Source organism: Phocaeicola sp. RTP21359st1_B8_RTP21360_211022 (assembly GCF_040911965.1).
GTDB lineage: Bacteria > Bacteroidota > Bacteroidia > Bacteroidales > Bacteroidaceae > Phocaeicola > Phocaeicola vulgatus.
The window spans coordinates 173,251-194,907 of the sequence record NZ_JBDFXP010000003.1 but is presented as its reverse complement, the minus strand read 5'-3'; the positions used below and the strand labels follow the sequence as shown (position 1 = coordinate 194,907).

Annotated in this window: 17 protein-coding genes; 5 read left to right on the top strand and 12 right to left on the bottom strand. The window is 45.7% G+C overall.

What is annotated here, in order from left to right; all coding sequences use genetic code 11:
• Position 1: 1 nt before the first annotated feature.
• From AB5062_RS02525 to AB5062_RS02470, 12 genes are all read right to left on the bottom strand, one after another.
• Positions 2-433 carry a hypothetical protein gene (locus AB5062_RS02525; RefSeq protein WP_022508253.1) on the bottom strand — a complete coding sequence of 144 codons (432 nt, stop codon included), beginning with the start codon at positions 431-433 and terminating at the stop codon, positions 2-4.
• Complete coding sequence (rfbG, locus tag AB5062_RS02520; protein WP_007853875.1) at positions 433-1,533, bottom strand: CDP-glucose 4,6-dehydratase; 1,101 nt, start codon at positions 1,531-1,533, stop codon at positions 433-435. Before rfbG ends, AB5062_RS02525 begins: the two co-directional genes overlap by 1 nt.
• Before the next feature lie 19 nt (positions 1,534-1,552).
• Positions 1,553-2,326 (bottom strand): glucose-1-phosphate cytidylyltransferase, encoded by a 774-nt coding sequence (gene rfbF, locus AB5062_RS02515; RefSeq protein WP_007850828.1) that lies wholly within the window; start codon positions 2,324-2,326, stop codon positions 1,553-1,555.
• A 21-nt stretch (positions 2,327-2,347) separates the two neighbouring features.
• A complete protein-coding gene (locus AB5062_RS02510) occupies positions 2,348-2,704 on the bottom strand; it encodes a hypothetical protein (protein WP_257219712.1) in 357 nt (118 codons plus the stop codon).
• 240 nt (positions 2,705-2,944) lie between these two features.
• Complete coding sequence (locus AB5062_RS02505) at positions 2,945-3,778, bottom strand: transcriptional regulator (protein ID WP_008782608.1); 834 nt, start codon at positions 3,776-3,778, stop codon at positions 2,945-2,947.
• A 618-nt stretch (positions 3,779-4,396) separates the two neighbouring features.
• Positions 4,397-5,599, bottom strand: a complete 1,203-nt coding sequence (locus AB5062_RS02500) for a site-specific integrase (RefSeq protein ID WP_005840344.1) — start codon at positions 5,597-5,599, stop codon at positions 4,397-4,399.
• Positions 5,600-5,682: 83 nt separating this feature from the next.
• Positions 5,683-7,548 carry a ribosomal protection-like ABC-F family protein gene (gene abc-f / locus AB5062_RS02495; RefSeq protein ID WP_011965823.1) on the bottom strand — a complete coding sequence of 622 codons (1,866 nt, stop codon included), beginning with the start codon at positions 7,546-7,548 and terminating at the stop codon, positions 5,683-5,685.
• A gap of 7 nt (positions 7,549-7,555) precedes the next feature.
• The gene (locus AB5062_RS02490) at positions 7,556-8,389 is read right to left on the bottom strand and encodes a DUF3805 domain-containing protein (RefSeq protein ID WP_005840339.1); all 834 of its coding nucleotides are present in this window, start codon (positions 8,387-8,389) and stop codon (positions 7,556-7,558) included.
• 42 nt (positions 8,390-8,431) lie between these two features.
• Positions 8,432-8,809 carry a VOC family protein gene (locus AB5062_RS02485; protein WP_005840337.1) on the bottom strand — a complete coding sequence of 126 codons (378 nt, stop codon included), beginning with the start codon at positions 8,807-8,809 and terminating at the stop codon, positions 8,432-8,434.
• Between the two features lie 17 nt (positions 8,810-8,826).
• Positions 8,827-9,618 (bottom strand): MBL fold metallo-hydrolase, encoded by a 792-nt coding sequence (locus AB5062_RS02480; RefSeq protein ID WP_368326900.1) that lies wholly within the window; start codon positions 9,616-9,618, stop codon positions 8,827-8,829.
• A 9-nt stretch (positions 9,619-9,627) separates the two neighbouring features.
• Positions 9,628-10,818 (bottom strand): hypothetical protein, encoded by a 1,191-nt coding sequence (locus tag AB5062_RS02475; RefSeq protein WP_005840329.1) that lies wholly within the window; start codon positions 10,816-10,818, stop codon positions 9,628-9,630.
• 162 nt (positions 10,819-10,980) lie between these two features.
• A complete protein-coding gene (locus tag AB5062_RS02470) occupies positions 10,981-11,358 on the bottom strand; it encodes a RidA family protein (protein ID WP_005840327.1) in 378 nt (125 codons plus the stop codon).
• A gap of 427 nt (positions 11,359-11,785) precedes the next feature.
• Here AB5062_RS02470 and rho point away from each other — a divergent pair, with 427 nt between their 5' ends.
• The 5 genes from rho (at position 11,786) to AB5062_RS02445 (ending at position 21,569) form a co-directional block, all read left to right on the top strand.
• Positions 11,786-13,795 carry a transcription termination factor Rho gene (gene rho / locus AB5062_RS02465; protein WP_005840325.1) on the top strand — a complete coding sequence of 670 codons (2,010 nt, stop codon included), beginning with the start codon at positions 11,786-11,788 and terminating at the stop codon, positions 13,793-13,795.
• Between the two features lie 223 nt (positions 13,796-14,018).
• The gene (locus AB5062_RS02460; RefSeq protein WP_195666933.1) at positions 14,019-15,899 is read left to right on the top strand and encodes a right-handed parallel beta-helix repeat-containing protein; all 1,881 of its coding nucleotides are present in this window, start codon (positions 14,019-14,021) and stop codon (positions 15,897-15,899) included.
• A 10-nt stretch (positions 15,900-15,909) separates the two neighbouring features.
• A complete protein-coding gene (locus AB5062_RS02455; protein ID WP_368326899.1) occupies positions 15,910-18,156 on the top strand; it encodes an alpha-xylosidase in 2,247 nt (748 codons plus the stop codon).
• A 5-nt stretch (positions 18,157-18,161) separates the two neighbouring features.
• Positions 18,162-19,964 carry a cobalamin-dependent protein gene (locus tag AB5062_RS02450; protein WP_057099120.1) on the top strand — a complete coding sequence of 601 codons (1,803 nt, stop codon included), beginning with the start codon at positions 18,162-18,164 and terminating at the stop codon, positions 19,962-19,964.
• Positions 19,965-19,997: 33 nt separating this feature from the next.
• Complete coding sequence (locus AB5062_RS02445) at positions 19,998-21,569, top strand: sodium:solute symporter (RefSeq protein ID WP_016270416.1); 1,572 nt, start codon at positions 19,998-20,000, stop codon at positions 21,567-21,569.
• Positions 21,570-21,657 lie beyond the last annotated feature (88 nt).

Below are 21,657 nucleotides of genomic sequence, written 5' to 3'. Positions count from 1 at the left end.
TTTAAAATTTATAGTCTATCGCCTCCAGCTCCATCCGGCTTGCTTCCGAAGGATCATGAGGTTCAGGTATAATATCCATCAGCATGGATATGCCCTCCCCCTCTCCATAAAAAGCCATCCATAGTCCGGGAGCTACAGTAAGCCGCTGATAGCAGCTTTCAGGTGACAGGGTTATTTCTTCAAACTGCCCACAGGTGGGACTGCCCTCACGGTCATCATAAATTACGAACTTGACAGCACCGACGGGCACAACCAGATTCAAAGTCATGCGGTTATGGCGTTTCCAGCCTTTGGCTGCACCGTGTTCTATCTGTGAGAAATAAGCCTCACCAAATCCGACATAACCTTCATCAGTAGATTTTAAAGCATGATAAATATCCCCTTTGGGTACGACAATATGCTTCAGGGGATGAACTGTCACTCCTTCCATCATTATTCCGCCCATTTTAAATGTTGTGCTCCGGCAGCCCTGACATAGGAATCTATCTGGGCAGTGGTCAAGCTGTACATATCCACATTGGCATCTGTATAAAAAGCTTTGTACCAGTCAGCAATAAAATGTACACATTCCTCATAGTGCAATGTAGAATGCCAGTCAAGATAAGCCAGTGCCTTGTCACAATTAAGCTTCAATAAAGTAGCCTCCTCGAAAGGCACATTGCCGGTCAGCCGGGCTGCCGTATTCCTATCCAGCCCCCAAAGTTCGGCCAAGTCCTGAACCAACTGAAACACTGTCTTGGTCTGCTCCGCACGAGGGCCAAAGTTAAACGGTTCTCCATTCTTCACCTTTCCTTCATAAAGGTATTGTCCAAGATTGAGATAACCGCTCAATGGTTCCAATACGTGTTGCCAGGGGCGGGTAGCTTTGGGACTACGTATCTCCACCACCTCATTCCTTGAAAATGCCTTGACACAATCTACGATGATACGGTCTTTCGCCCAGTCACCACCTCCGATAACATTCCCGGCACGGGCCACTCCCAGTTTGATATTGGGCATAGCCTGGATAAAGGATTTCCAATAACACTTGATAGTAAGTTCAGCTGCACCCTTTGAACCGGAATAGACATCCTTTCCGCCTACCGCATCTGTCTCACGATATCCCCAGATCCACTCCACGTTATCGTAAGCCTTGTCACTGGTGATAAGAACACAGGTACAATTCCATGTGATATTACGGATGGCCTCCAGCACGGAAGCCGTACCTACCACATTGGTAGTGATGGTATCAAAAGGCTCCTTGTAGGAAGTAGAAACAATGGCCTGTGCAGCAAGATGAAAGATAAAGTCAGGCTTTACAGCCTGAACATAATCACTCATCTCCTCTTTATTACGGATGTCACCATAATGGTGATGGATTCTGTCGGGTAGGCCAACAACCTCGAACATGGACGGTTGGGTAGGTATACTATTTGAATAGCCGTATACCTCCGCTCCCAGCATGAGTAACCATGCTGACAACCAGCTCCCCTTGAAACCGGTATTACCGGTTATCAATACTTTCTTTCCTCTATATACATTATTGAATGCCATATTTATCCTTTTATTTTTATCATTTCCAATATTTCCAAGGTGCTTTGCCCGAAGCCAAGAGGCTCTCCAGTTTCTCCTTGTCACGCAACGTGTCCATGCACTGCCAAAAGCCATGATGCTTATAGCAGGAAAGCTGCCCCCGGGAGGCAAGCGTTTCAAGAGGTTCACGCTCCCAGGTCGTTGTGTCATTTTCTATATATTCCAATGCTCCCGGCTCCACAACCATGAAACCTCCGTTGATCCATCCCATATCATCCCGACTCTTTTCACGGAAAGACCTTATCATAGAACCGTCAATGTCCATTACTCCGAAACGACCTTCGGGAAGCACACCTGTCAACGTGACCATAGTCCCTGTCTCTTCATGAAACCGGATACATTCATTAATGTCAACATCTGATACACCATCACCGTAAGTCATAAGAAACGGCTCACCAGATATGTAATCTTTAACGCGTTTAAGACGTCCGCCCGTCATGGTATTCAAACCTGTGTCAACCACCGTCACTCTCCAGTCTTCTGTATGATCACTATGTACAGTTACTTTCCCATTGGCAGAAAAGTCGAATGTCATATCACTATTATACATATAGTAGTTGGCAAAATAATTCTTGATAACCTGTTGCTTGTATCCGCAACAGATAATAAACTCATTATGACCAAACTTGGAATACCATTTCATGATATGCCATAGGATAGGTTTGCCACCTATCTCAATCATCGGCTTGGGCTTAAACTGGCTCTCCTCGCTAATACGAGTACCAAAACCTCCGGCTAAAATCACTACTTTCATATAAAAATTATTTCTATTTCATCATGCACTGGCACGCATTATACGTATTAATTCGTCATAGTTCTTACAAATGTCATCAGCCCATTTATGCAGTTCTTTTTTATAAGAAATGAATTTTTCTTCATCTCTTCTTATGAAATCTGATATGATTAATCGGCCAAACTCATTCTCCGTTGTATTCCTCAGAAGATAATCCTTAAAAGATTTGATACTAGACAACAAATCAGATTTGATCTGTTCCAATCGGGGATTATTAAATTTATACTGTGGATTATCTACAATCCACTCAAAATCCATTAAAGCTTTCAAATCATCTACAGAAACAGGTTCTCCAAAATCATGATTTTTCAAATAATCATAAATAAAAGATTCCGGCAAGTCTTTTGTTATAATTTGCTTAAATAACGCTTTATCCTGTATATAAGAAATTCTACCGCATCTAGAGTTTCTCTTCTTGAAAAAAAAAATGGAAAATCACACATAATATTAATAAGATTATACACAAACGAATAGAAAAAATAGACGTTATTATGAAGACTATTACTGCGCTCCACACAGGATCTTTCCATACTTTCTTTATTTTCTCTATCATTTTAGGTTATCAGAGTTAATCTTTTATCACTCCACCTTCTCAAACGGAAAAGCCTGAAGATAACTAATAGCCACCGTCATATTACCAAAAGCAAACACCAGCTTGGTATTCCGATGCAGACGCATGATACACCCCTCCTTCCCTTGAAAAACACCACCCGTAATACGTATCTTCTGCTTTTTCTGAATATACTCCTCAAGAGGCTTATCCATCAGTTCAATGTTATAAGGCATGGATTCATACAGATAAATAAATTCTTCCATCTGTCTATGGGGAATAACAGCCACGCTATAGGAATTGCGGTCTTTTGCAAGATACTGCCGGGGGAACAGATGGGCAAGGATGAGATTCAACTCATCCAACGGGGCACATACAAACAGATAACCATCACCCGTGATTTCCTTTTCATCCGTCAAAGCGTTCAACTTCTGTACAGAGCCTGTCGCGAACGCCTCCTTTACGGCAAAGGCGGACTCCCGACGGGCCGCATATTCTTCCTTGCTATAAGGACACCGTTCAAAACGTCTTTTATGGTCAGCAGAGGTATATGAAAACACTTTGAAGCAGAAATATCTTTCTTCCTTTATGCCAGACCGAGTATTAATCATCACAGCCCTCCTGCCGGTAAAGATTTCGATATAGCGTTTCAGCTCTCTGTTGCGCAGGAACATATAATACCACTTGTGGTTAGGATATTCTTTTTCTTCCCCCGTCTGTGACGTGGTTATCAGATCTGACCCCTGGTCTGGGCAGGAAGCGATTGAACTGCATGGCAGTAACCTAGGCGCTTTACCCGTTATGTTTTGATTCTGCGGAAAGGAGTATTCAGTACCCAAATCCGCATCATTACAGATTTGCATCAAAACATAAATTATTTATCATTTGTACTTCTAAAATGAAGACTTGTTGAAGCTTCATTTTTGGGGTTCTCTTAGTAAGAGATCCCCATTTCTATTTAATTTATTGATAATGTGAAACATACATATCGTAATTCATAACCTTTTACGAACAATTCTCATACATTTCTTGTTAAAAGCATTTTAAAACAACAAAAGATTTCCATTTCTTGGGAATTATAGCTATTTTTGCAGCCGAATGGGGATCTCTTACTAAGAGAACCCCATTTTTTATAAAACAAACCATGCTATCAAACAGCTGATTTTCAGATCTATCACACTTGTTCATGATAAAAAATAAATTATCCCAAATTAGATATCACACGAAGTCACACAGTATTTCCTAATGGCACGATCCTTTAGATCAGCATTCTGTATATTTCTATATCTCCCCATACAAAAGTCATTCAATATTTTGTATCTATCACCAACAAGGCATATTTTGATTACTTTGCCGAATATTGAATATTCTCCCAGCTCTTATGTTAGGATTCTAGAAATATTTCTCCGAAAATGATCTGATTTTATCCAAGCCAATAGAACATTCAGGCTGTCATCCTACAGCCTGAATGAATACTTCCCCTACAACCCCCTTAAAATAATCTGATTGGCTCGGTCTATCTGTGAAGTGGAGATGGATGCCAGATAAATATGAGTGGTCTTTTCATTATCGTGCCCCAACCCTTCGCGGATGATGTCTGTAGACACCTTCCTGTCCTGCGCTATGCTGGCCCAGCTATGGCGCGCCACATAGAAAGTCAACGGCGCCTTTAATTCCAGCCGCAAGCCTATTTTATTCAAACCCCGTCCTATTTGCTTGGCCCTCAGTTTATATTGCTTGCGGTCATTTATGTCACAATACCGCAAAATAGGCAGCAGGTACTCGGAAGTGTCATCCTTGTATTTATCCACAATCTCCTGCATCAGCTCCTCCCACAGAATAGTCAGCCGTTGCCCGGTCTTTTTCCGGCTGTATGTCAGAATTCCATTCTGGAGGTTGCTCTTCTTCAAGTGTGCCATATCAATAAACGACATGCCCCGGGTATAGAAACTGAAAAGGAAAATATCCCGTGCCAGCTCCAACTGGGGTTCGAATGACAAATCAAGTTCCTTGATCATTTTGATGATTTTAAAGGGAACGGCCCGTTTTACGGTCTTGTCTATGCCGGTATAGACATGTTTGAAAGGTTTCTTGTCGGTGGTATAGCCTTGCTCTACAGCCAGATTATACACACTCCGCCAGATTCTCATATAATAGGAAGTACTGTTCTTTACCAAGCCCTTCTCTTTCAGATAGGCTTCATACATCTCCATCAGCTCCGAATCAAAGGCTTCAAAACTCAGATCTTCATTCTTTCTGAATTGGATAAAGCTGTTCATTGTCGAGGTATAGCCTTCTGCCGTCCGTCCCCTTTTCTGCCGCTCCAGTTTATTGATACATCGTTGCATGAAGTTGAACACACTCTCTACAGAAGGGATTTTCCGGAAAGAAGCCACGATATCATCAATGGTGTATTCCACACCGGTCCGCTCCAGATCATTGATAATACCTTGTAACCGCGTCATCTCCCAATTCGTCTGGTCACGTATCAGCAGAAGACGCGCTTTACATTCAGACTGTGTTGAAATAAGCAGACTGCCGGTGGAGTCGTCCCACTCGGAAGGCATGATCCGATAAGAAGTCTTGATGAGCCGTGTCAGTCTGTAATGAATAATTTGATAACTTAATACGCCCTTTTTTCCTTTTACGCTCGATGGGCGGAATTTCAATTTAATGGATGCCATATTTCTTTTCTATATTATGGTTTTGTTATTCAAAACGAATATAGCAATATGGCATCAGGTACACTGTTGCACCTCCGGTTATTCTATCCTTCTATCTCGCTCAGTTCCAACCAGCGCATGGTCTTTTCATCAATCAAATCATTCAGTTCCGGCAATCGTTTGGATTTCTCCGTCAGTTCCTCCACTCCCAGCGTACCGCTGCAAAGGGCGGCTTCTATATCGGCCTTCTCCTGCTCCAGCCCGGCTATTTCTTGTTCCAGCTGCTCGAACTCTTTCTTTTCCTTGAAAGACATTTTCCGCTTGTCATTCAGGCGCACGCGGGCGGTCTTTTCCTCTTTTGGCTTTTCCGCCTCTTTGTCGCGCTGCTCTTTCGCCTCGCGCCAGTCACGATAATCGGAGTAGTTGCCCGGAAAATCACGAATGTCTCCCTGTCCCTTGAATACCAGCAAGTGGTCTACCACCTTGTCCATGAAATAGCGGTCGTGGCTTACTACGATTACACAGCCCTTGAAGTTCTGCAAATATTCTTCCAATACCTGAAGGGTGATGATATCGAGATCGTTGGTAGGCTCATCCAGCACCAGGAAGTTGGGATTACGCATCAATACCGTACACAGGTACAGGCGGCGGCGTTCTCCCCCACTCAGTTTATATACATAACTATGCTGTGTTTCGGGAGTAAACAGAAAATGTTGCAGGAACTGGGATGCGGTCAGTTTCTTGCCATTTCCCAATTCGATGACTTCGGCAATATCCTGCACCACGTCGATGACCTTCATTTGCTCGTCAAACTTCAGGCCGTCCTGAGAATAGTATCCGAAACGGACTGTCTCACCGATATCCAGTGTTCCACTGTCCGGCTTCTGTTCGCCCATCAGTATTTTAATGAACGTGGACTTTCCCGTACCATTGTTTCCCACGATGCCCATCTTCTCATAACGGGCAAAGATATACGAGAAATCTTCCAGAATCTTCAAATCACCGAAACGCTTGTACAGATGATCCGCCTCAAAAATCTTGGAGCCGATGTAAGAGGCTTTCATATCCAGTTTCACATTGCCATCGTTGAAACGCTGCTTCGCCACTTTCTCCAGTTCGTAGAAAGCTTCTTCCCGATAACGCGCTTTATGTCCGCGTGCCTGGGGCATACGGCGCATCCACTCCAGCTCTGTGCGGTACAAGTTATTGGCGCGGGCTATTTCGGCATTGGTAGCCTCGATACGCTCCTGCCTCTTTTCCAAGTAATAGCTGTAGTTCCCTTTATATGAATAGACCTGCTGATTGTCTATCTCGATAATTTCAGAGCAGACGCGGTCCAGGAAATAACGGTCGTGCGTCACCATGAGCAGACTGATGTTTCCCCGGCCGAGATACCCCTCCAGCCACTCCGTCATATCCAGATCAAGATGGTTGGTAGGCTCGTCCAAAATCAGGAAATCGGGCTCGGTTATCAGCACATTCGCCAAAGCCACCCGTTTCAACTGACCTCCGGAAAGATGTTTGATCTGCTGGCTGAAGTCCCGGATTTTTAATTGAGAAAGGATTTGTTTCGCCTTCCGTTCATAATCCCATGCCTTTTCGTGCTCCATCCGTGCCAACAACTCTTCCAGTCCCGGATTGCCTTCGGTTTCCATGCAGCTTTCATATTCTTTGATGAGTTCCACCGTGCTGTTTCCGTGATAGAAACAGGCTTCGAGCACGGTCAGGTCTTCGGGATAATGTGGGTCTTGCTCCAAATAGCCCACCCGCAAATCACGACGAAAGACGATGCTTCCTTCATCATATCCCTCCTTACCGGCTATTATATTAAGTAAGGTAGTCTTGCCTGTACCGTTCTTTGCTATCAGACCGATGCGTTGTCCTTCGGCCACTCCAAATGAAATCTTCCGGAACAATACCAAGTCACCGAATGACTTGGTAAGCCCGTCTACTTGCATATATGGGGTCATTATTTGTCTATTTATTTAAATCATCCAACACTGCCTCCGCCTCTCGCTTAATTTTCCTGAATTCGGATTTCAAGTCGCAGGGAAGTCCCTTTTTAGCTTGTCCCCACACCAGTGCGGCAGGGTCCAGCACCATATCCGAACACATAAACTGCAAGGCGGGATATTCTTTCTGTCCCTCAATGACAGTCACCCATTCCATACCTTCCATCTCATTCACCAGAATGGCTCCGAAGGCAATACCGAAATTCTCCCACGCCATACGCTGCTGGGTCTGGAAACGTCCGCTGTCCATTACCTGCTGTATACTGTCAATATCGCTCTCCGACGCAGTGAAATCCTTGGTGAGTTGCTTTTTAATCGTGGTAGAAGCCCACTCAAAGGCGGTGTTCACCTCCCCGATTTCCAAGACACGGATCGGAATGATCTCACGCGGGTGACTTACACCTTCTTTGCGGATCTGCAAAGACCGGATGATTTCTTCTGCCGGATGCTTGTCACCTCCTTTGGACACGGTAAAAGAACATTCGAAAGAAAGATCCCCCTCTCCTGTCACCCAGATATGAGTGGTGTACCAGGCGCCTTCTTCCTGAAAAGTTTCCGCGCTGTAAGCACAATCCCACTTGCCCACTTTCACCAGGGTGGAAGAAGTATTTTCTTTCAATTCGTATGCGATGCACTGCGGACCATAGTCAGCCGCTTCATCCTTATAGGCCGATATGCGGAAATTACCTGTCCACCGGTCAGGATTATAGAATAAAAAACTCTCTTCTGTATCTTCAAACTCGTGCCAGCCCATCGGGTATTCCAATGAGAACCAGCCACCGGGAGAAATGTATTTCATAGTCTCTATCTTTTTAATTCATTACTAACGGAAACGATCGTCTTACTTTACCGGCAATATCTCAATCCAGTAATCATCAGGATCATTGATGAAATACAAGCCCATAGCGGTGTTCTCGAAGCAAACGCATCCCATTTCCTTATGGAATTTACGGACTTCGTCATAATCACCTTCCACACGCAGACACAGATGGCTTTCGTTCTCACCCAACTCGTATGGCTGGGTATGGTCACGCAACCAGGTCAGTTCCAACAAGAAATTGCTGTGGTCATCGGCCATATACACCAGCACGAAGGAACCGTCCGAAGCTTCCTTACGATGAGACTCATGCAAACCTAACGCTGTTTCATAAAACTTGATACTCTTGTCCAGATCAGTTACATTGATATTGAAATGATCAAATCTTCCTTTTACTTTCATATTGTGTTATTCTTTTGTTATTCAATCTCTATTTTTTGTCCGCGATGTGTCAATGACACAAAACGCACTCCATGCGCTTCGGCAAAGTCGCGGAAAGCATTTGCCTTGGCATACTCCGGTGTGAAATGCATGGGTACAAAGATATGAGTTTTTATCTTTGTTACAAACTGTCCGGCACCCCGCATGTATTCTTTTCCCAAACGGGGGTCAACGGGAAACATCGCCACATCCACTTCGGGCGTATAGGCGTAAAGATCATCCAGCTCATGCAGGAAATTCTTCTCGGCTCCCTTCCACTCCGCCTCGGTACTCTCGTCCATCCAATGCCAGTTATTCAAATCACCGGCATGAAAAATCTTTTTTCCACTTGCCTGAAGCAAAAACGATACTCCCACATCCGTGGAACCGAAAGCACGCACGCTCAATGTTTCATCCTTATATTCCTCTCCTTTTTTCAGCCAGACGGCATCTTCTTTCTGCGCCCTGCGATGACGCAAAATGTCTTTCGAGAAAATATAGATAATATCCGGCCACTGTTCACGCCATTGCAATACCTCTTTATTAAAATGATCCGGATGAAAATGACTGGCCAGCACATACAGTTTTCCGGGTCTCCGCAATAATTCGCTGTGTACGGTTCCTTCCGGCATTCCCGCCTCTTGATTGCTGAAAGTCCCATCCATCAACCGGTTCAAATCCGCCTGCGCCTGTCCATCCTCCGAATCACGGTAATAATCCATGATTACAGTAAAGCCATCGCCTGACAAGGCGAATCCGCTATGATATATATAAGTAAGTTCCATATCCATACAACAAATTTATTTACCGATAGGTTGCACCTGCGCACGGGTCTTTTTATCAATCTCCAGAAACATATAATTCACTTTACCCGAATGTATCAGGGAGTCATTCTCCCGGTATTTCCTCGTAGCGTATTCCTTTGATTTCTCGTAGGTCAGTTTCGACATCTGGTTCTGGGATTTGCCCACCATGGTAGAATCCAGCTTCTCATCCGGAAAGAAATCATCCAGATTCACATCCCCTATCATCGTGGTTTCCAGAAAATTCATATTCTTATGTGATTTGTCCGTGTAATAACCCACAAACATATGTCCCGGAATACGCACCAGGATAGGATTGATATTGATGGCTTTCATCAGTGAGGCCAGCAACACGCTGCCATCCACACAGTTTATCTGCGAGGATTCCAGCGCATCGTCCAAGGTACGGACGCGCTGTGTATAAACCACATTGGACGAAAGACTGGTATTGGTGGTGGAGCTGTACTTAAAGTTCCGCTTTTGCAACACATTCCACAATGCATAGACCTGTTTGTCCACATTCTCCGACTGGTGTGCATTACCTTGATACCCAAGAAAACGATTGACGATACGTGTATCCAAGGCTTCACGCAATAATTTGTCAATCTGAGGATGCTCCTCGTTGACGTAGGCCGCAAAAAACTCTCCCGTATCGTGAAACTTCATTTTATCGTCCACATATCCTAAAGGGCACTCATTGATACTGCGCATCGAGATGGTTTTCAAACGCTGTGGAAGTTCTTTCTTATTCAATTCCGCCTTGACGGAGATGCTAACGGGCACTGCCTGATTATTATCACGCAAAGCCTGATAGTTCCATATAATATCCGGGAAAACCAGATATTCTTTCCCCGCCTTGGGTAAAATAAACTCAGATACAGACTGAGAGAAAAAAGGAGTCTCGGCCACTTCTATACGCAATTTGCTATTGGCATAACTGTTCTTCAGCCGGATGGCGATACACGACTTGGGATTTCCGATATAATCGGAATCGGCAGGTACGATTAAACTGGCATCTGTGGTTGCGGTAGAAAGAATGGTTGCAGGGAAAATATTACCACCCAGCTGGTCGGTAATCTCGAACCCGGATTTAAAAGGCTCATACCGATAAATAAAGACTGAAAATGCCATTACCAGTATAGCAGATAATATTAATGTGGACCATTGCCACTTGTTCAGTTGTTTCATATTCCACTTTTCTACGCTATCTGTTAATCAGTTGTTTTTATGATTCCCCATCCACCATCATTCACTACAGACTACACTGATTGACACAGGTTCCATATCAAGCAATTGCTTTTCAATAGAAATAATCTGCATCAATCCGTGCAATCGGTGGCGAAAAGCTCGTTATCTCACTGCGATACTCTCTATCTCCACAAGCGCTCCTTTCGGCAAAGCCTTAACAGCTACAGCAGAACGGGCAGGGAAATCTCCTTCGAAATACTTGGCATAAACAGCGTTCATTTCAGCAAACAAAGACATATCTGCCAAAAATACGGTTGTTTTTACGATATTAGCGGTAGTCAGACCGGCTTCTGCCAATACATTCTTGATATTCTCAAAAACCTGGGTAGTCTGTTCAGTCACTCCTCCCGGAACAAATTCACCGGTAGCAGGATCAACGGGAATCTGACCTGACAGGAATACCATACCATTCACTTCAACAGCTTGACTGTAAGGACCTATAGCAGCAGGAGCCTTTTCTGTAAAAATCACTTTTTTCATCTTTTCTCTATTTATAATTAAGTAAAAATCAAATTTGACGGGCTAAATTAGTATTTTTTTCGCTATTTCATGCAGACTCTGCTGAACAATCTGACCTATTTTTACGTTCATTTAACATCAGGGTTTTCACAGACAGAAAGGATGTTTCCCCACGTCGTTTTTTTTATTAATTTCATTAAATTCGGCAAAAAATCTTCTGTAATATGCATGAGATTAAAAAAAAATATCTACTTTTGTCCTCGGTAAATACGTCAGTTCCCTATCCGGGAAAGTCTGTTTACTTCCTGATAACAATCAAAACAACATCAATCCCATAATCGTAATTATGAGTGCATTTCCCCCTTCTAACACATTTTTGTGTAGATTGCGCTCCTTAATTATACCATTAAAAGATTATAAAGAAATATATTACTAATAACTATACTCTATGTATAACATTATTCAATTAAACGACAAAGACTTGTCGGAATTACAATCGATTGCCAAAGAGTTGGGTATCAAGAAAACAGACTCTCTAAAAAAAGAGGATCTGGTTTATAAAATTCTGGACGAGCAAGCCATAGTCGGAGCAACCCAAAAAGTAGCGGCAGAAAAAGCCAATGAAAGTCAACCCCGTAAAAGATCACGTATCAACGTTAAAAAAGACGGTGACAAGGTCTATACTGCAACCAAGGACAAGGCACAGAAACTGGAAGCCAATACCCCGCAGCCTGCCGCCGCAGCTGCCGAAACAGTAAAAGAGACTGCTCCTGTAGCGGTAACACCACAAACAGAAGCCGTGGCCGAAACAAGCGCGGAAGAAAAAACACCTAAAAAAAGAGGACGCAAACCGGGTAGTAAGAAAGTAACAGCCAAGACAGAAGAACAACCTGCAACGAAAACGAAAGAAACTGCAAAAGAGGAAGTGAAAGCTGAAGCACCGGCGAAACCGACACCCAAAAAAGCAAAAAAAGAAGAAACACCGGCTATTCCCGAAGAAAAAGAAGTGATTCTTCCCGAACTGGAATTCGGCAGTGAAACCGATGATTTTATTCCCATCGAGGATCTTCCTTCAGAAAAAATAGAACTTCCTACTGAGTTGTTCGGCAAATTTGAGGCTACCAAAGTAGAAACACCGGCTCCGGTACAGACACCTGCCCCCAAATTCCAACCACGCCAGCAGCGCGATCAAAATCAGAAGTACAACAATCCGCGCAACAATAATTACAACAATCCTCGTCAGGCAAACAATAATAACAATACGACGGCTGAGGGAGAAGCGTCTGCCAGCATTCCTCAACAACCGGAACGCAAACAGGTGGAAAAGCCTTACGAATTTGAAGGTATCCTGACCGGTACCGGGGTATTGGAAATCATGCCCGACGGATACGGTTTCCTCCGTTCATCCGATTACAACTATCTTTCCTCACCCGATGATATTTACGTTTCACAATCGCAAATAAAACTGTTCGGTTTGAAGACCGGTGATGTAGTGGAAGGCTCTATCCGTCCGCCCAAAGAAGGAGAAAAATATTTCCCGTTGGTAAAGGTGGAAAAGATAAACGGTCTGGATCCCGGATTGGTACGTGACCGCGTTCCGTTTGATCACCTGACCCCGCTGTTCCCCGATGAAAAGTTCAAACTTTGCAAAGGGGGATATAGTGATAACCTTTCAGCCCGTGTGGTAGATATGTTCTCACCTATCGGTAAAGGACAGCGTGCTTTGATTGTGGCGCAGCCCAAAACCGGTAAGACGATCCTGATGAAAGACATCGCTAACGCAATCGCAGCCAACCATCCGGAAACGTACATGATCATGCTGCTTATTGACGAACGTCCCGAAGAAGTGACAGATATGGCGCGCAGCGTAAATGCCGAAGTGATCGCTTCTACATTTGACGAACCGGCAGAACGTCACGTAAAGATTGCAGGTATCGTACTGGAAAAAGCAAAACGCATGGTAGAATGCGGTCACGATGTGGTAATCTTCCTCGACTCTATCACCCGACTGGCACGTGCATACAATACGGTTTCTCCTGCTTCCGGCAAGGTATTATCCGGTGGTGTGGATGCAAATGCCCTGCATAAGCCCAAACGTTTCTTCGGTGCTGCCCGTAACATTGAAAACGGTGGCTCGCTGACCATTATCGCAACCGCACTGATTGACACCGGTTCCAAGATGGATGAAGTAATCTTCGAAGAATTCAAGGGTACAGGTAACATGGAACTCCAGCTGGACCGCAACTTGAGCAACAAACGTATCTTCCCGGCAGTAAACATCGTGGCATCAAGCACCCGCCGCGACGACTTGCTGCTCGACAAGACTACTTTGGACCGTATGTGGATTCTTCGCAAGTATCTGGCAGATATGAATCCTATCGAAGCCATGGATTTCGTAAAGAGTCGTTTGGAAAATACCAAAGACAACGAAGAATTCCTGATGAGCATGAACTCATAAAAAATAAATCTCTTTTATTAAATGACGCAGGCTATACCTTTTCATTAAGGTATGGCCTGTTTTTTATTATACTTCAATCAATATATCAATGCATCAATTTGCTAATATGCCCATGACCACGCAGAGTAGAATGCAGCAAATTGACACATTGGCAAATTATCCAATGGGTACAAAACCTGATTCCTTCCGTCTGATTAAAAAGACCTTTAAATCCGGAGAACCCATGAAAACAAAAATAATCTGCTTTATCGCATTTGTCAGTTATACCTTTTATTTAACCGCAGGAGATATTTATGTTTCTCCCTACGGTAACGACAATGCTGCCGGTACACGCCAATCTCCCCTCCAGACTCTGGAACAAGCCATCAAGCAAGCGCGCGAATGGAGAAGATTGCAATCACCCGAAACAACCGGAGGCATAAATATCCTATTGGAGGAAGGAATATACCCACAATATAAAAGCCTGTTCATCCGCCCCGAAGATAGCGGGACAACAGACTCTCCCACCCGTATCACCGCTGTTCCCAATGCCCGTGTAGTCTTAAGTGGCGGAGTTCCTGTGACAGATTGGGAACAAGGATGCAAAGATACCAGAATACCAGAAACACTTAGAAATAAAATATGGGTAGCGGAAGCGCCCCGTATGGGAAACAGGATATTGGAAACCCGGCAAATGTGGGTCAACGGAACAAAAGCACAGCGGGCCGCACAGTTTCCCGACGGAGTAATGGAACGCATGATTGATTTTAACCCTGAGGAAGAGACGATCACCATTCCCACTCCACAAACAGCAGGGTTGAATGCCGCTTCACAAGTAGAGATGATCGTTCACCAACGTTGGGCCATCGCCATACTGAGAGTGAAGGAAATGATTACTGAAGGGGCAAATACAATCGTCCGTTTTCATGATCCCGAAAGCCGGTTGGAGTTTGCCCATCCCTGGCCTCAACCTGTCATTGACGGAGAAAAAGGAAACTCCACCTTTTGTCTGGTCAATGCTCTGGAACTATTGGACCAGCCCGGAGAATGGTATCAGGATTACCCTTCCGGACGCATCTATTATTACCCGCGTCCTCACGAAGACATGACGAAGGCGCAAGTCATTATTCCGGTTTTAGAGACTTTACTGACTATAAGCGGAACATTAGAACGCCCGGTAAGGAATATATATTTTCAAAATATATCTTTCGAACATACTTCATGGATGCGCCCCTCTTATCAAGGACACGTTACATTGCAAGGAGGCTTCCATCTGCTGGATGCTTACAGACTACCCATACCGGGGCTGCCCGAAAAAGCGGAACTGGAAAACCAGGCATGGATAGGCAGACCCGAAGCTGCAATACAGATAAAATGCGGCAATAACATAAACTTCAACCACTGCACATTCCAGCATTTAGCAGCCACCGGAGTAGATTATGAACGCGCCGTATCGACTTCTATTGTCGAGAATTGCCATTTCACCGATATTGGTGGCACAGCCTTACTGGTGGGCACCTTTCCCGATGAAGGATTTGAAACCCATGTGCCTTATACACCTTTTCATGAACAGGAATTATGTACGGGAATCACCATACGGAACAACCTAATTGAGGAAGTGACCAATGAAGATTGGGGAGGTGTAGGCATCGGAGCCGGATATGTAAAGAATATCCATATCGTACATAATGAAGTCTGCCACGTCAATTATTCAGGTATCTGTGTGGGCTGGGGATGGACCCTGCAGGAAAGCGGAATGAGCGGCAATCGGATTGAAGCCAATTACGTCCACCACTTTGCCCGGAGGCTGTATGATGCAGGAGGACTTTATACCCTCTCCAACCAACCCGGCTCCGTGATGCGCAATAACCGGATTGAACATTTAATTGACGCGCCCTACGCTACCAACGACCGTGCGTTTTACATCTACTTTGATGAAGCGACGGATGGCTATACCGTAGAAAACAACTGGTGTCCGTCCGAACGTTTCGACTCCAACCGTCCGGGACCTCATAATGTGTGGAAGAAGAATGGTCCGCAAGTAGATGAAAGTATAAAGCAAAAGGCAGGCAGGGTCGCTGTAGATGGGGTATCACAACCAAGAATCATTATAAAAACAAAATAACAAAAAGAGAATGAAACCAACCAATTACCACTTATTCGATTTTCTGGACTTTGATCCCGATCTGTCAAGAGACGAATCATTATGGAAAGCATACAAGCCCACCTCTGTCTATGAAAAAGACGGGGATATCTGTATAAACGTCCCCTTTCAAAAGCAAGTGCTCTCTAACGATATGGCGCCCGATACGACATCGCCCCGTGAAGAGTATACGCTGGTCATCCGTCAGTACACCTCAGGTATCACCCGGCTCTTTATCGGATTCGGTGAAGAAAGCATGACGGATCAGTCGGAAATGCTCCAATTCAGTGACCGGGTAAAGAAACTCCCTTTGCAAGTGACACAAACAGAAGGGGAATGGTTGATCACTACCCAAGACGGAATCCAATGGGCACTTATCCATGTAAAGCCCCCGGTACTGGACCGTTGGAGCGAACTGCTGCCCGATCCTCAAGAGACCTTGGATCTTCGCCTTTACCCCGACGGCAAACGTGAAATCCGACTGGCTGCCTACGACCACTTCTCCCCTCCCCGTTACGATGCACTGCCACTGGCTTTCTGCAAACGAAACGGAGTGAAGGAACGTGCCACCCTTTCCTTTGAATCAAAACCCGATGAATGTTTTGCCGGAACAGGGGAACGCTTTGCCAAAATGGACTTAAGCGGACAAACGTTCTTCTTAAAGAACCAGGACGGACAAGGTGTGAACAACCGCCGTACCTATAAGAATATTCCTTTCTACCTCTCCAGCCGGATGTATGGAACATTCTATCACACCTGTGCCCACAGCAAACTGTCACTGGCCGGGCAATCCACCCGCTCGGTACAGTTCCTGAGCGACCAGGCCATGCTGGATGTTTTCGTCATAGCAGGCGACACGATGGAAGAAATCCTCCGGGGTTATCGGGATCTGACCGGATATCCTTCCATGCCCCCCCTCTGGAGTTTCGGCATCTGGATGAGCCGCATGACCTACTTCAGCGCTGATGAAGTAAATGAGATATGCGACCGGATGCGTGCCGAACATTACCCCTGTGATGTCATCCATCTGGATACCGGCTGGTTCAAGACCGACTGGCTGTGCGAATGGAAATTCAACGAAGAACGCTTTCCCGATCCCAAAGGGCTCATCCAAGGACTGAAGAAAAAAGGATATCGCGTGTCCTTATGGCAACTCCCCTACGTGGCGGAGAACGCCGAACAGATAGACGAAGCACGCAAAAACGATTATATAGCTCCGCTGACAAAGAAACAAGATTCGGAAGGTTCCAATTTCTCCGCTTTGGACTATGCCGGAACCATTGACTTCACTTACCCCAAAGCAACCGAATGGTATAAAGGACTGCTGAAGAATCTGCTGGATATGGGCGTGACCTGCATCAAAACCGATTTTGGAGAAAACATCCACATGGATGCCCTCTATAAAGGCATGAAACCTGAATTGCTGAACAACCTGTATGCATTGCTTTATCAGAAAGCCGCTTATGAAATCACAAAAGACGTAACCGGTGACGGCATCGTATGGGCACGCTCGGCATGGGCGGGATGCCAACGCTATCCGCTGCATTGGGGAGGCGACTCATGCAGTTCATGGGATGGAATGGCAGGCTCGCTGAAAGGCGGCTTGCATTTCGGGCTTTCCGGTTTCGCCTTCTGGAGTCATGATGTCCCCGGATTCCACACATTGCCCAACTTCATGAACTCTATAGTGGACGATGATGTATATATGCGCTGGACACAATTCGGTGTATTCTCCTCCCACATCCGTTATCACGGAACAAACAAACGCGAGCCGTGGCATTATCCCGCTATCGCACCTATGATAAAAAAGTGGTGGAAGTTGCGCTATACGCTTATACCTTATATCGTAGAACAAAGCCGTAAGGCCATCGCAAGCGGAGCACCTCTCTTGCAAGCTCTGATTTTTCATCATCCCGAAGACAAATTGTGCTGGCACATCGACGATGAATACTATTTCGGCAACGACTTCCTGGTAGCCCCGGTCATGAACAGCGAGAACCGCCGGGATGTCTATCTGCCCGAAGGGAAATGGGTGAATTTCTTCACAGGCGAACGCTTGGAAGGGGGACGCTGGCTGAAGAATCTGGATGTCCCTCTGGACGAAATGCCCGTATATGTACGTCAAGGAGCGACCATCCCCGTTTATCCGGATGAAGTGGAATGCACGGACGATATGGATTTAAGCAAAAGCATCGGTCTGCACATAGACCCTCATTTTAAAGGAATATTTAAGAACTGACGAATATGGAAACTTGGAAAACGAATTTAGACGAGACAAAGAAACGATATATAGATTGGTGGAACCATAAAGGAATCATACTGAACATGTGGGAGCACTTTCAGGAAGGTGTGAAACCTCATGCGGATATCCCTGCACCCTCCCCGGCAAAAGACCTGAATCAGAAATGGTTCGATCCGCAATGGCGTGCAGAATACCTGGACTGGTACGTGGCACACAGCAGTCTGAAAGCAGATATCCTGCCGGTAGCCAATACCCAGTTAGGTCCCGGTTCATTGGCAGCCATCTTGGGCGGCGTGTTCGAAGGAGGGGAAGATACCATTTGGATTCATCCCGATCCCGATTTCAACGATGAGATTGTTTTCAATCCCGAGCATCCCAACTGGCTCTTGCATAAAGAATTGCTGAAGGCATGCAAGGCGAAAGCAAACGGTCACTATTACGTAGGAATGCCCGATTTGATGGAAGGGCTGGACGTACTGGCCGCCTTGAAAGGTACAGACAAAGTTTTGCTGGATACCGTGATGCAGCCCGAAGTGCTGGAACAGCAAATGCAACAAATCAATGATATCTATTTCAAAGTCTTTGATGAACTTTACGACATCATCCGTGAAGGGGACGAAATGGCTTTCTGCTATTTTTCTTCATGGGCTCCCGGTAAAATGAGCAAATTACAAAGCGATATTTCTACCATGATCAGCGAAGATGATTATCGTCGTTTTGTACAACCCTTTATCCGCGAACAATGCCAAAAGATAGACTACACCCTGTATCATCTGGACGGTGTGGGCGCCATGCACCATCTGCCCGCCCTTCTTGAAATTGAGGAACTGAATGCCATTCAATGGACTCCGGGCGTAGGTGAGCCACAAGGAGGATCACCCAAATGGTACGACCTTTACAAGAAGATCCTTGCCGGAGGCAAAAGTATCATGGCTTGTTGGGTAACCTTGGACGAACTGAAACCTTTGCTGGACAATATCGGTGCGGACGGTGTGCATCTGGAAATGGATTTCCATAACGAGAGAGAAGTGGAACAAGCGATGCGCATTGTCGAAGAATACTCCTCTTCTTCCTCTGACGTATCCAAAGAAGACCTTTCGAAAGAAGAAGCCGCTGCAACCAAACAAGAAACAATCGTCGTCAAAGACTCTGCGGCAGCCGGGAATGAAGCCTTGAAACCTTTGTTCAATGCCATTGTGGACGGAAAGCTGGAACCGGCCGTAGAAGTAACCAAGAAAGCCATCGCCGAAGGAGTACAGCCCCAGGAAATTATCAACAACTACATGATAAAGGCTATGGGCGAAGTGGGACAACGCTTCCAGGACGGAAAAGCGTTCGTGCCCCAACTGCTGATGGCAGGACGCGCCATGAAGGGAGCTTTGGAACTTCTGAAGCCTTTACTGCAAGGGAGTGCCTCGACCACCATAGGCAAGGTGGTCATTGGAACCGTGAAAGGCGACTTGCATGATATCGGCAAGAACCTGGTGGCTTCCATGCTGGAAGGTTGCGGCTTTGAAGTAATCAACATAGGCATAGATGTATCTTGCGACAAATTTGTGGAAGAAGTCAAGAAAAACAAGGCAGACATCCTGTGCATGAGCGCCTTGCTGACAACAACCATGACTTATATGCAGGAGGTGATCAACGCTTTGGAAGCAGCCGGTATCCGTCATCAGGTAAAAGTGATGATAGGCGGCGCTCCGGTAAGCCAGGGATTTGCCGATGAAATAGGTGCGGACGGGTATAGCGACAATGCCAATACGGCCGTAGCGGTAGCCAAGGAACTGATGGGGCTTCATAAATAAACGGAATATTCATCTTAATCTGATACATGAATTATGCACGCTAATTATTTAGATACGTTAGATTGGGGCATTCTTATTGCCTACTTTCTGATTCTTATAGGCATCGGTATATGGGCCAGCCTGAAACGCAAAAAAGGCAGCAGCCTTTTTCTTGCCGAGCGTTCCCTGAAGTGGCATCACATCGGTTTCTCCATGTGGGGAACCAATGTGGGCCCTTCCATGCTGATAGCCTCTGCCAGTGCCGGGTTCACCACCGGCATCGTTTCGGGCAATTATGCCTGGTATGCGTTTGTTTTCATCTGCTTGCTGGCTTTTGTCTTTGCCCCCCGTTATTTGGGAGCGCGTATCACCACCTTGCCGGAGTTCATGGGGCGGCGTTTCGGACAGTCCACCCGCAACATTCTTGCCTGGTACACCATTGTGACGATCCTTATCTCGTGGCTTGCCCTGACCTTATTCGCCGGAGGTATCCTTATCCGTCAGGTTTTCGATATTCCCATGTGGCAATCGGCATTGATCCTGCTCGTTATCTCCGCATTCTTCACCATGGCCGGAGGGCTGAAAGCGGTAGCCTATACCAATGTGTTCCAGATGCTTCTGCTTATTTTCGTATCGGCCACGCTTACTATAGCAGGGCTTTACAAGGTGGGTGGAGTCAGCGCATTGGCCGAAGCGGTTCCGGCCGATTACTGGAACCTGTTCCGCCCGAATGACGATCCCGCCTTCCCGTGGCTGCCCATCATTCTGGGTTATCCCATCATGGGAGTCTGGTTCTGGTGCACAGACCAATCCATGGTACAGCCTGTATTGGCTGCCAAGAATCTGAAAGAAGGCCAAATGGGTGCCAACTTCACCGGCTGGTTGAAGATACTGGATGTTCCTCTCTATATCCTTCCGGGTATCATCTGTCTGGCACTCTACCCGGGCTTGAAGAACCCCGATGAAGCCTACATGACTATGGTCACTAACTTATTTCCTGTAGGCATGGTGGGGTTGGTACTGGCCGTATTGACCGCCGCACTGATCAGCACTGTCGGCTCTGCCCTGAATGCGCTGAGTACCGTCTTCACGATGGATATTTATGTCAAGAAATTCAGGCCACTTGCCAGCCAGAAAGAGATCATCCGTACGGGGCACGTGGTTACAGTGGCGGGAGCACTGATTTCGGTGATCATCACCATTGCCATAGACAGTATCAAAGGATTGAATCTGTTCAATGTATTCCAATCGGTACTGGGATTTATCGCACCGCCTATGGCGGCTGTTTTCCTGTTCGGCATCTTCTGGAAACGAACTACCACGATGGCTGCCAACATGGCATTGACGCTTGGCACGGCGTTCAGCATGGGAGTGGGCATTCTCTATTTATGGGTATTCCCTGCGGAAGAATATACGACATGGCCTCATTTCATGATGCTGTCCTTCTACTTGTTCGTTATCATCAGCGCAGGCATGATCTTGGTATCCTTATTGGATAAACATCGACAAGAATGTACATTAAATATGAAGAAAGTCATGGAGAAGCCGGCTAAATCCGTTATCCTTGCATGGGCGTTACTGGCTATTGTCATGGTCGGGCTTTATCTATTCTTCAATGGGCATTAAAAGAAGGTGCAGAAGGCTGAAAAGATTGTATTTTTATATGCCTGCATTTGGTATTCCACTTGGGTGGTGAGGCAGTCCCACCCCGGTG

Coding starts and splice junctions, on each gene's coding strand:
- AB5062_RS02485 (WP_005840337.1), bottom strand. CDS start 8,809: ATGAAAGTAAAAGGAAGATTTGATCATTTCAATATCAATGTAACTGAT.
- AB5062_RS02475 (WP_005840329.1), bottom strand. CDS start 10,818: ATGAAACAACTGAACAAGTGGCAATGGTCCACATTAATATTATCTGCT.
- abc-f (WP_011965823.1), bottom strand. CDS start 7,548: ATGACCCCATATATGCAAGTAGACGGGCTTACCAAGTCATTCGGTGAC.
- AB5062_RS02490 (WP_005840339.1), bottom strand. CDS start 8,389: ATGAAATACATTTCTCCCGGTGGCTGGTTCTCATTGGAATACCCGATG.
- AB5062_RS02450 (WP_057099120.1), top strand. CDS start 18,162: ATGGAAACTTGGAAAACGAATTTAGACGAGACAAAGAAACGATATATA.
- AB5062_RS02525 (WP_022508253.1), bottom strand. CDS start 433: ATGATGGAAGGAGTGACAGTTCATCCCCTGAAGCATATTGTCGTACCC.
- rfbG (WP_007853875.1), bottom strand. CDS start 1,533: ATGGCATTCAATAATGTATATAGAGGAAAGAAAGTATTGATAACCGGT.
- AB5062_RS02500 (WP_005840344.1), bottom strand. CDS start 5,599: ATGGCATCCATTAAATTGAAATTCCGCCCATCGAGCGTAAAAGGAAAA.
- rho (WP_005840325.1), top strand. CDS start 11,786: ATGTATAACATTATTCAATTAAACGACAAAGACTTGTCGGAATTACAA.
- AB5062_RS02445 (WP_016270416.1), top strand. CDS start 19,998: ATGCACGCTAATTATTTAGATACGTTAGATTGGGGCATTCTTATTGCC.
- AB5062_RS02505 (WP_008782608.1), bottom strand. CDS start 3,778: ATGCAAATCTGTAATGATGCGGATTTGGGTACTGAATACTCCTTTCCG.
- AB5062_RS02470 (WP_005840327.1), bottom strand. CDS start 11,358: ATGAAAAAAGTGATTTTTACAGAAAAGGCTCCTGCTGCTATAGGTCCT.
- AB5062_RS02480 (WP_368326900.1), bottom strand. CDS start 9,618: ATGGATATGGAACTTACTTATATATATCATAGCGGATTCGCCTTGTCA.
- rfbF (WP_007850828.1), bottom strand. CDS start 2,326: ATGAAAGTAGTGATTTTAGCCGGAGGTTTTGGTACTCGTATTAGCGAG.
- AB5062_RS02460 (WP_195666933.1), top strand. CDS start 14,019: ATGAAAACAAAAATAATCTGCTTTATCGCATTTGTCAGTTATACCTTT.
- AB5062_RS02455 (WP_368326899.1), top strand. CDS start 15,910: ATGAAACCAACCAATTACCACTTATTCGATTTTCTGGACTTTGATCCC.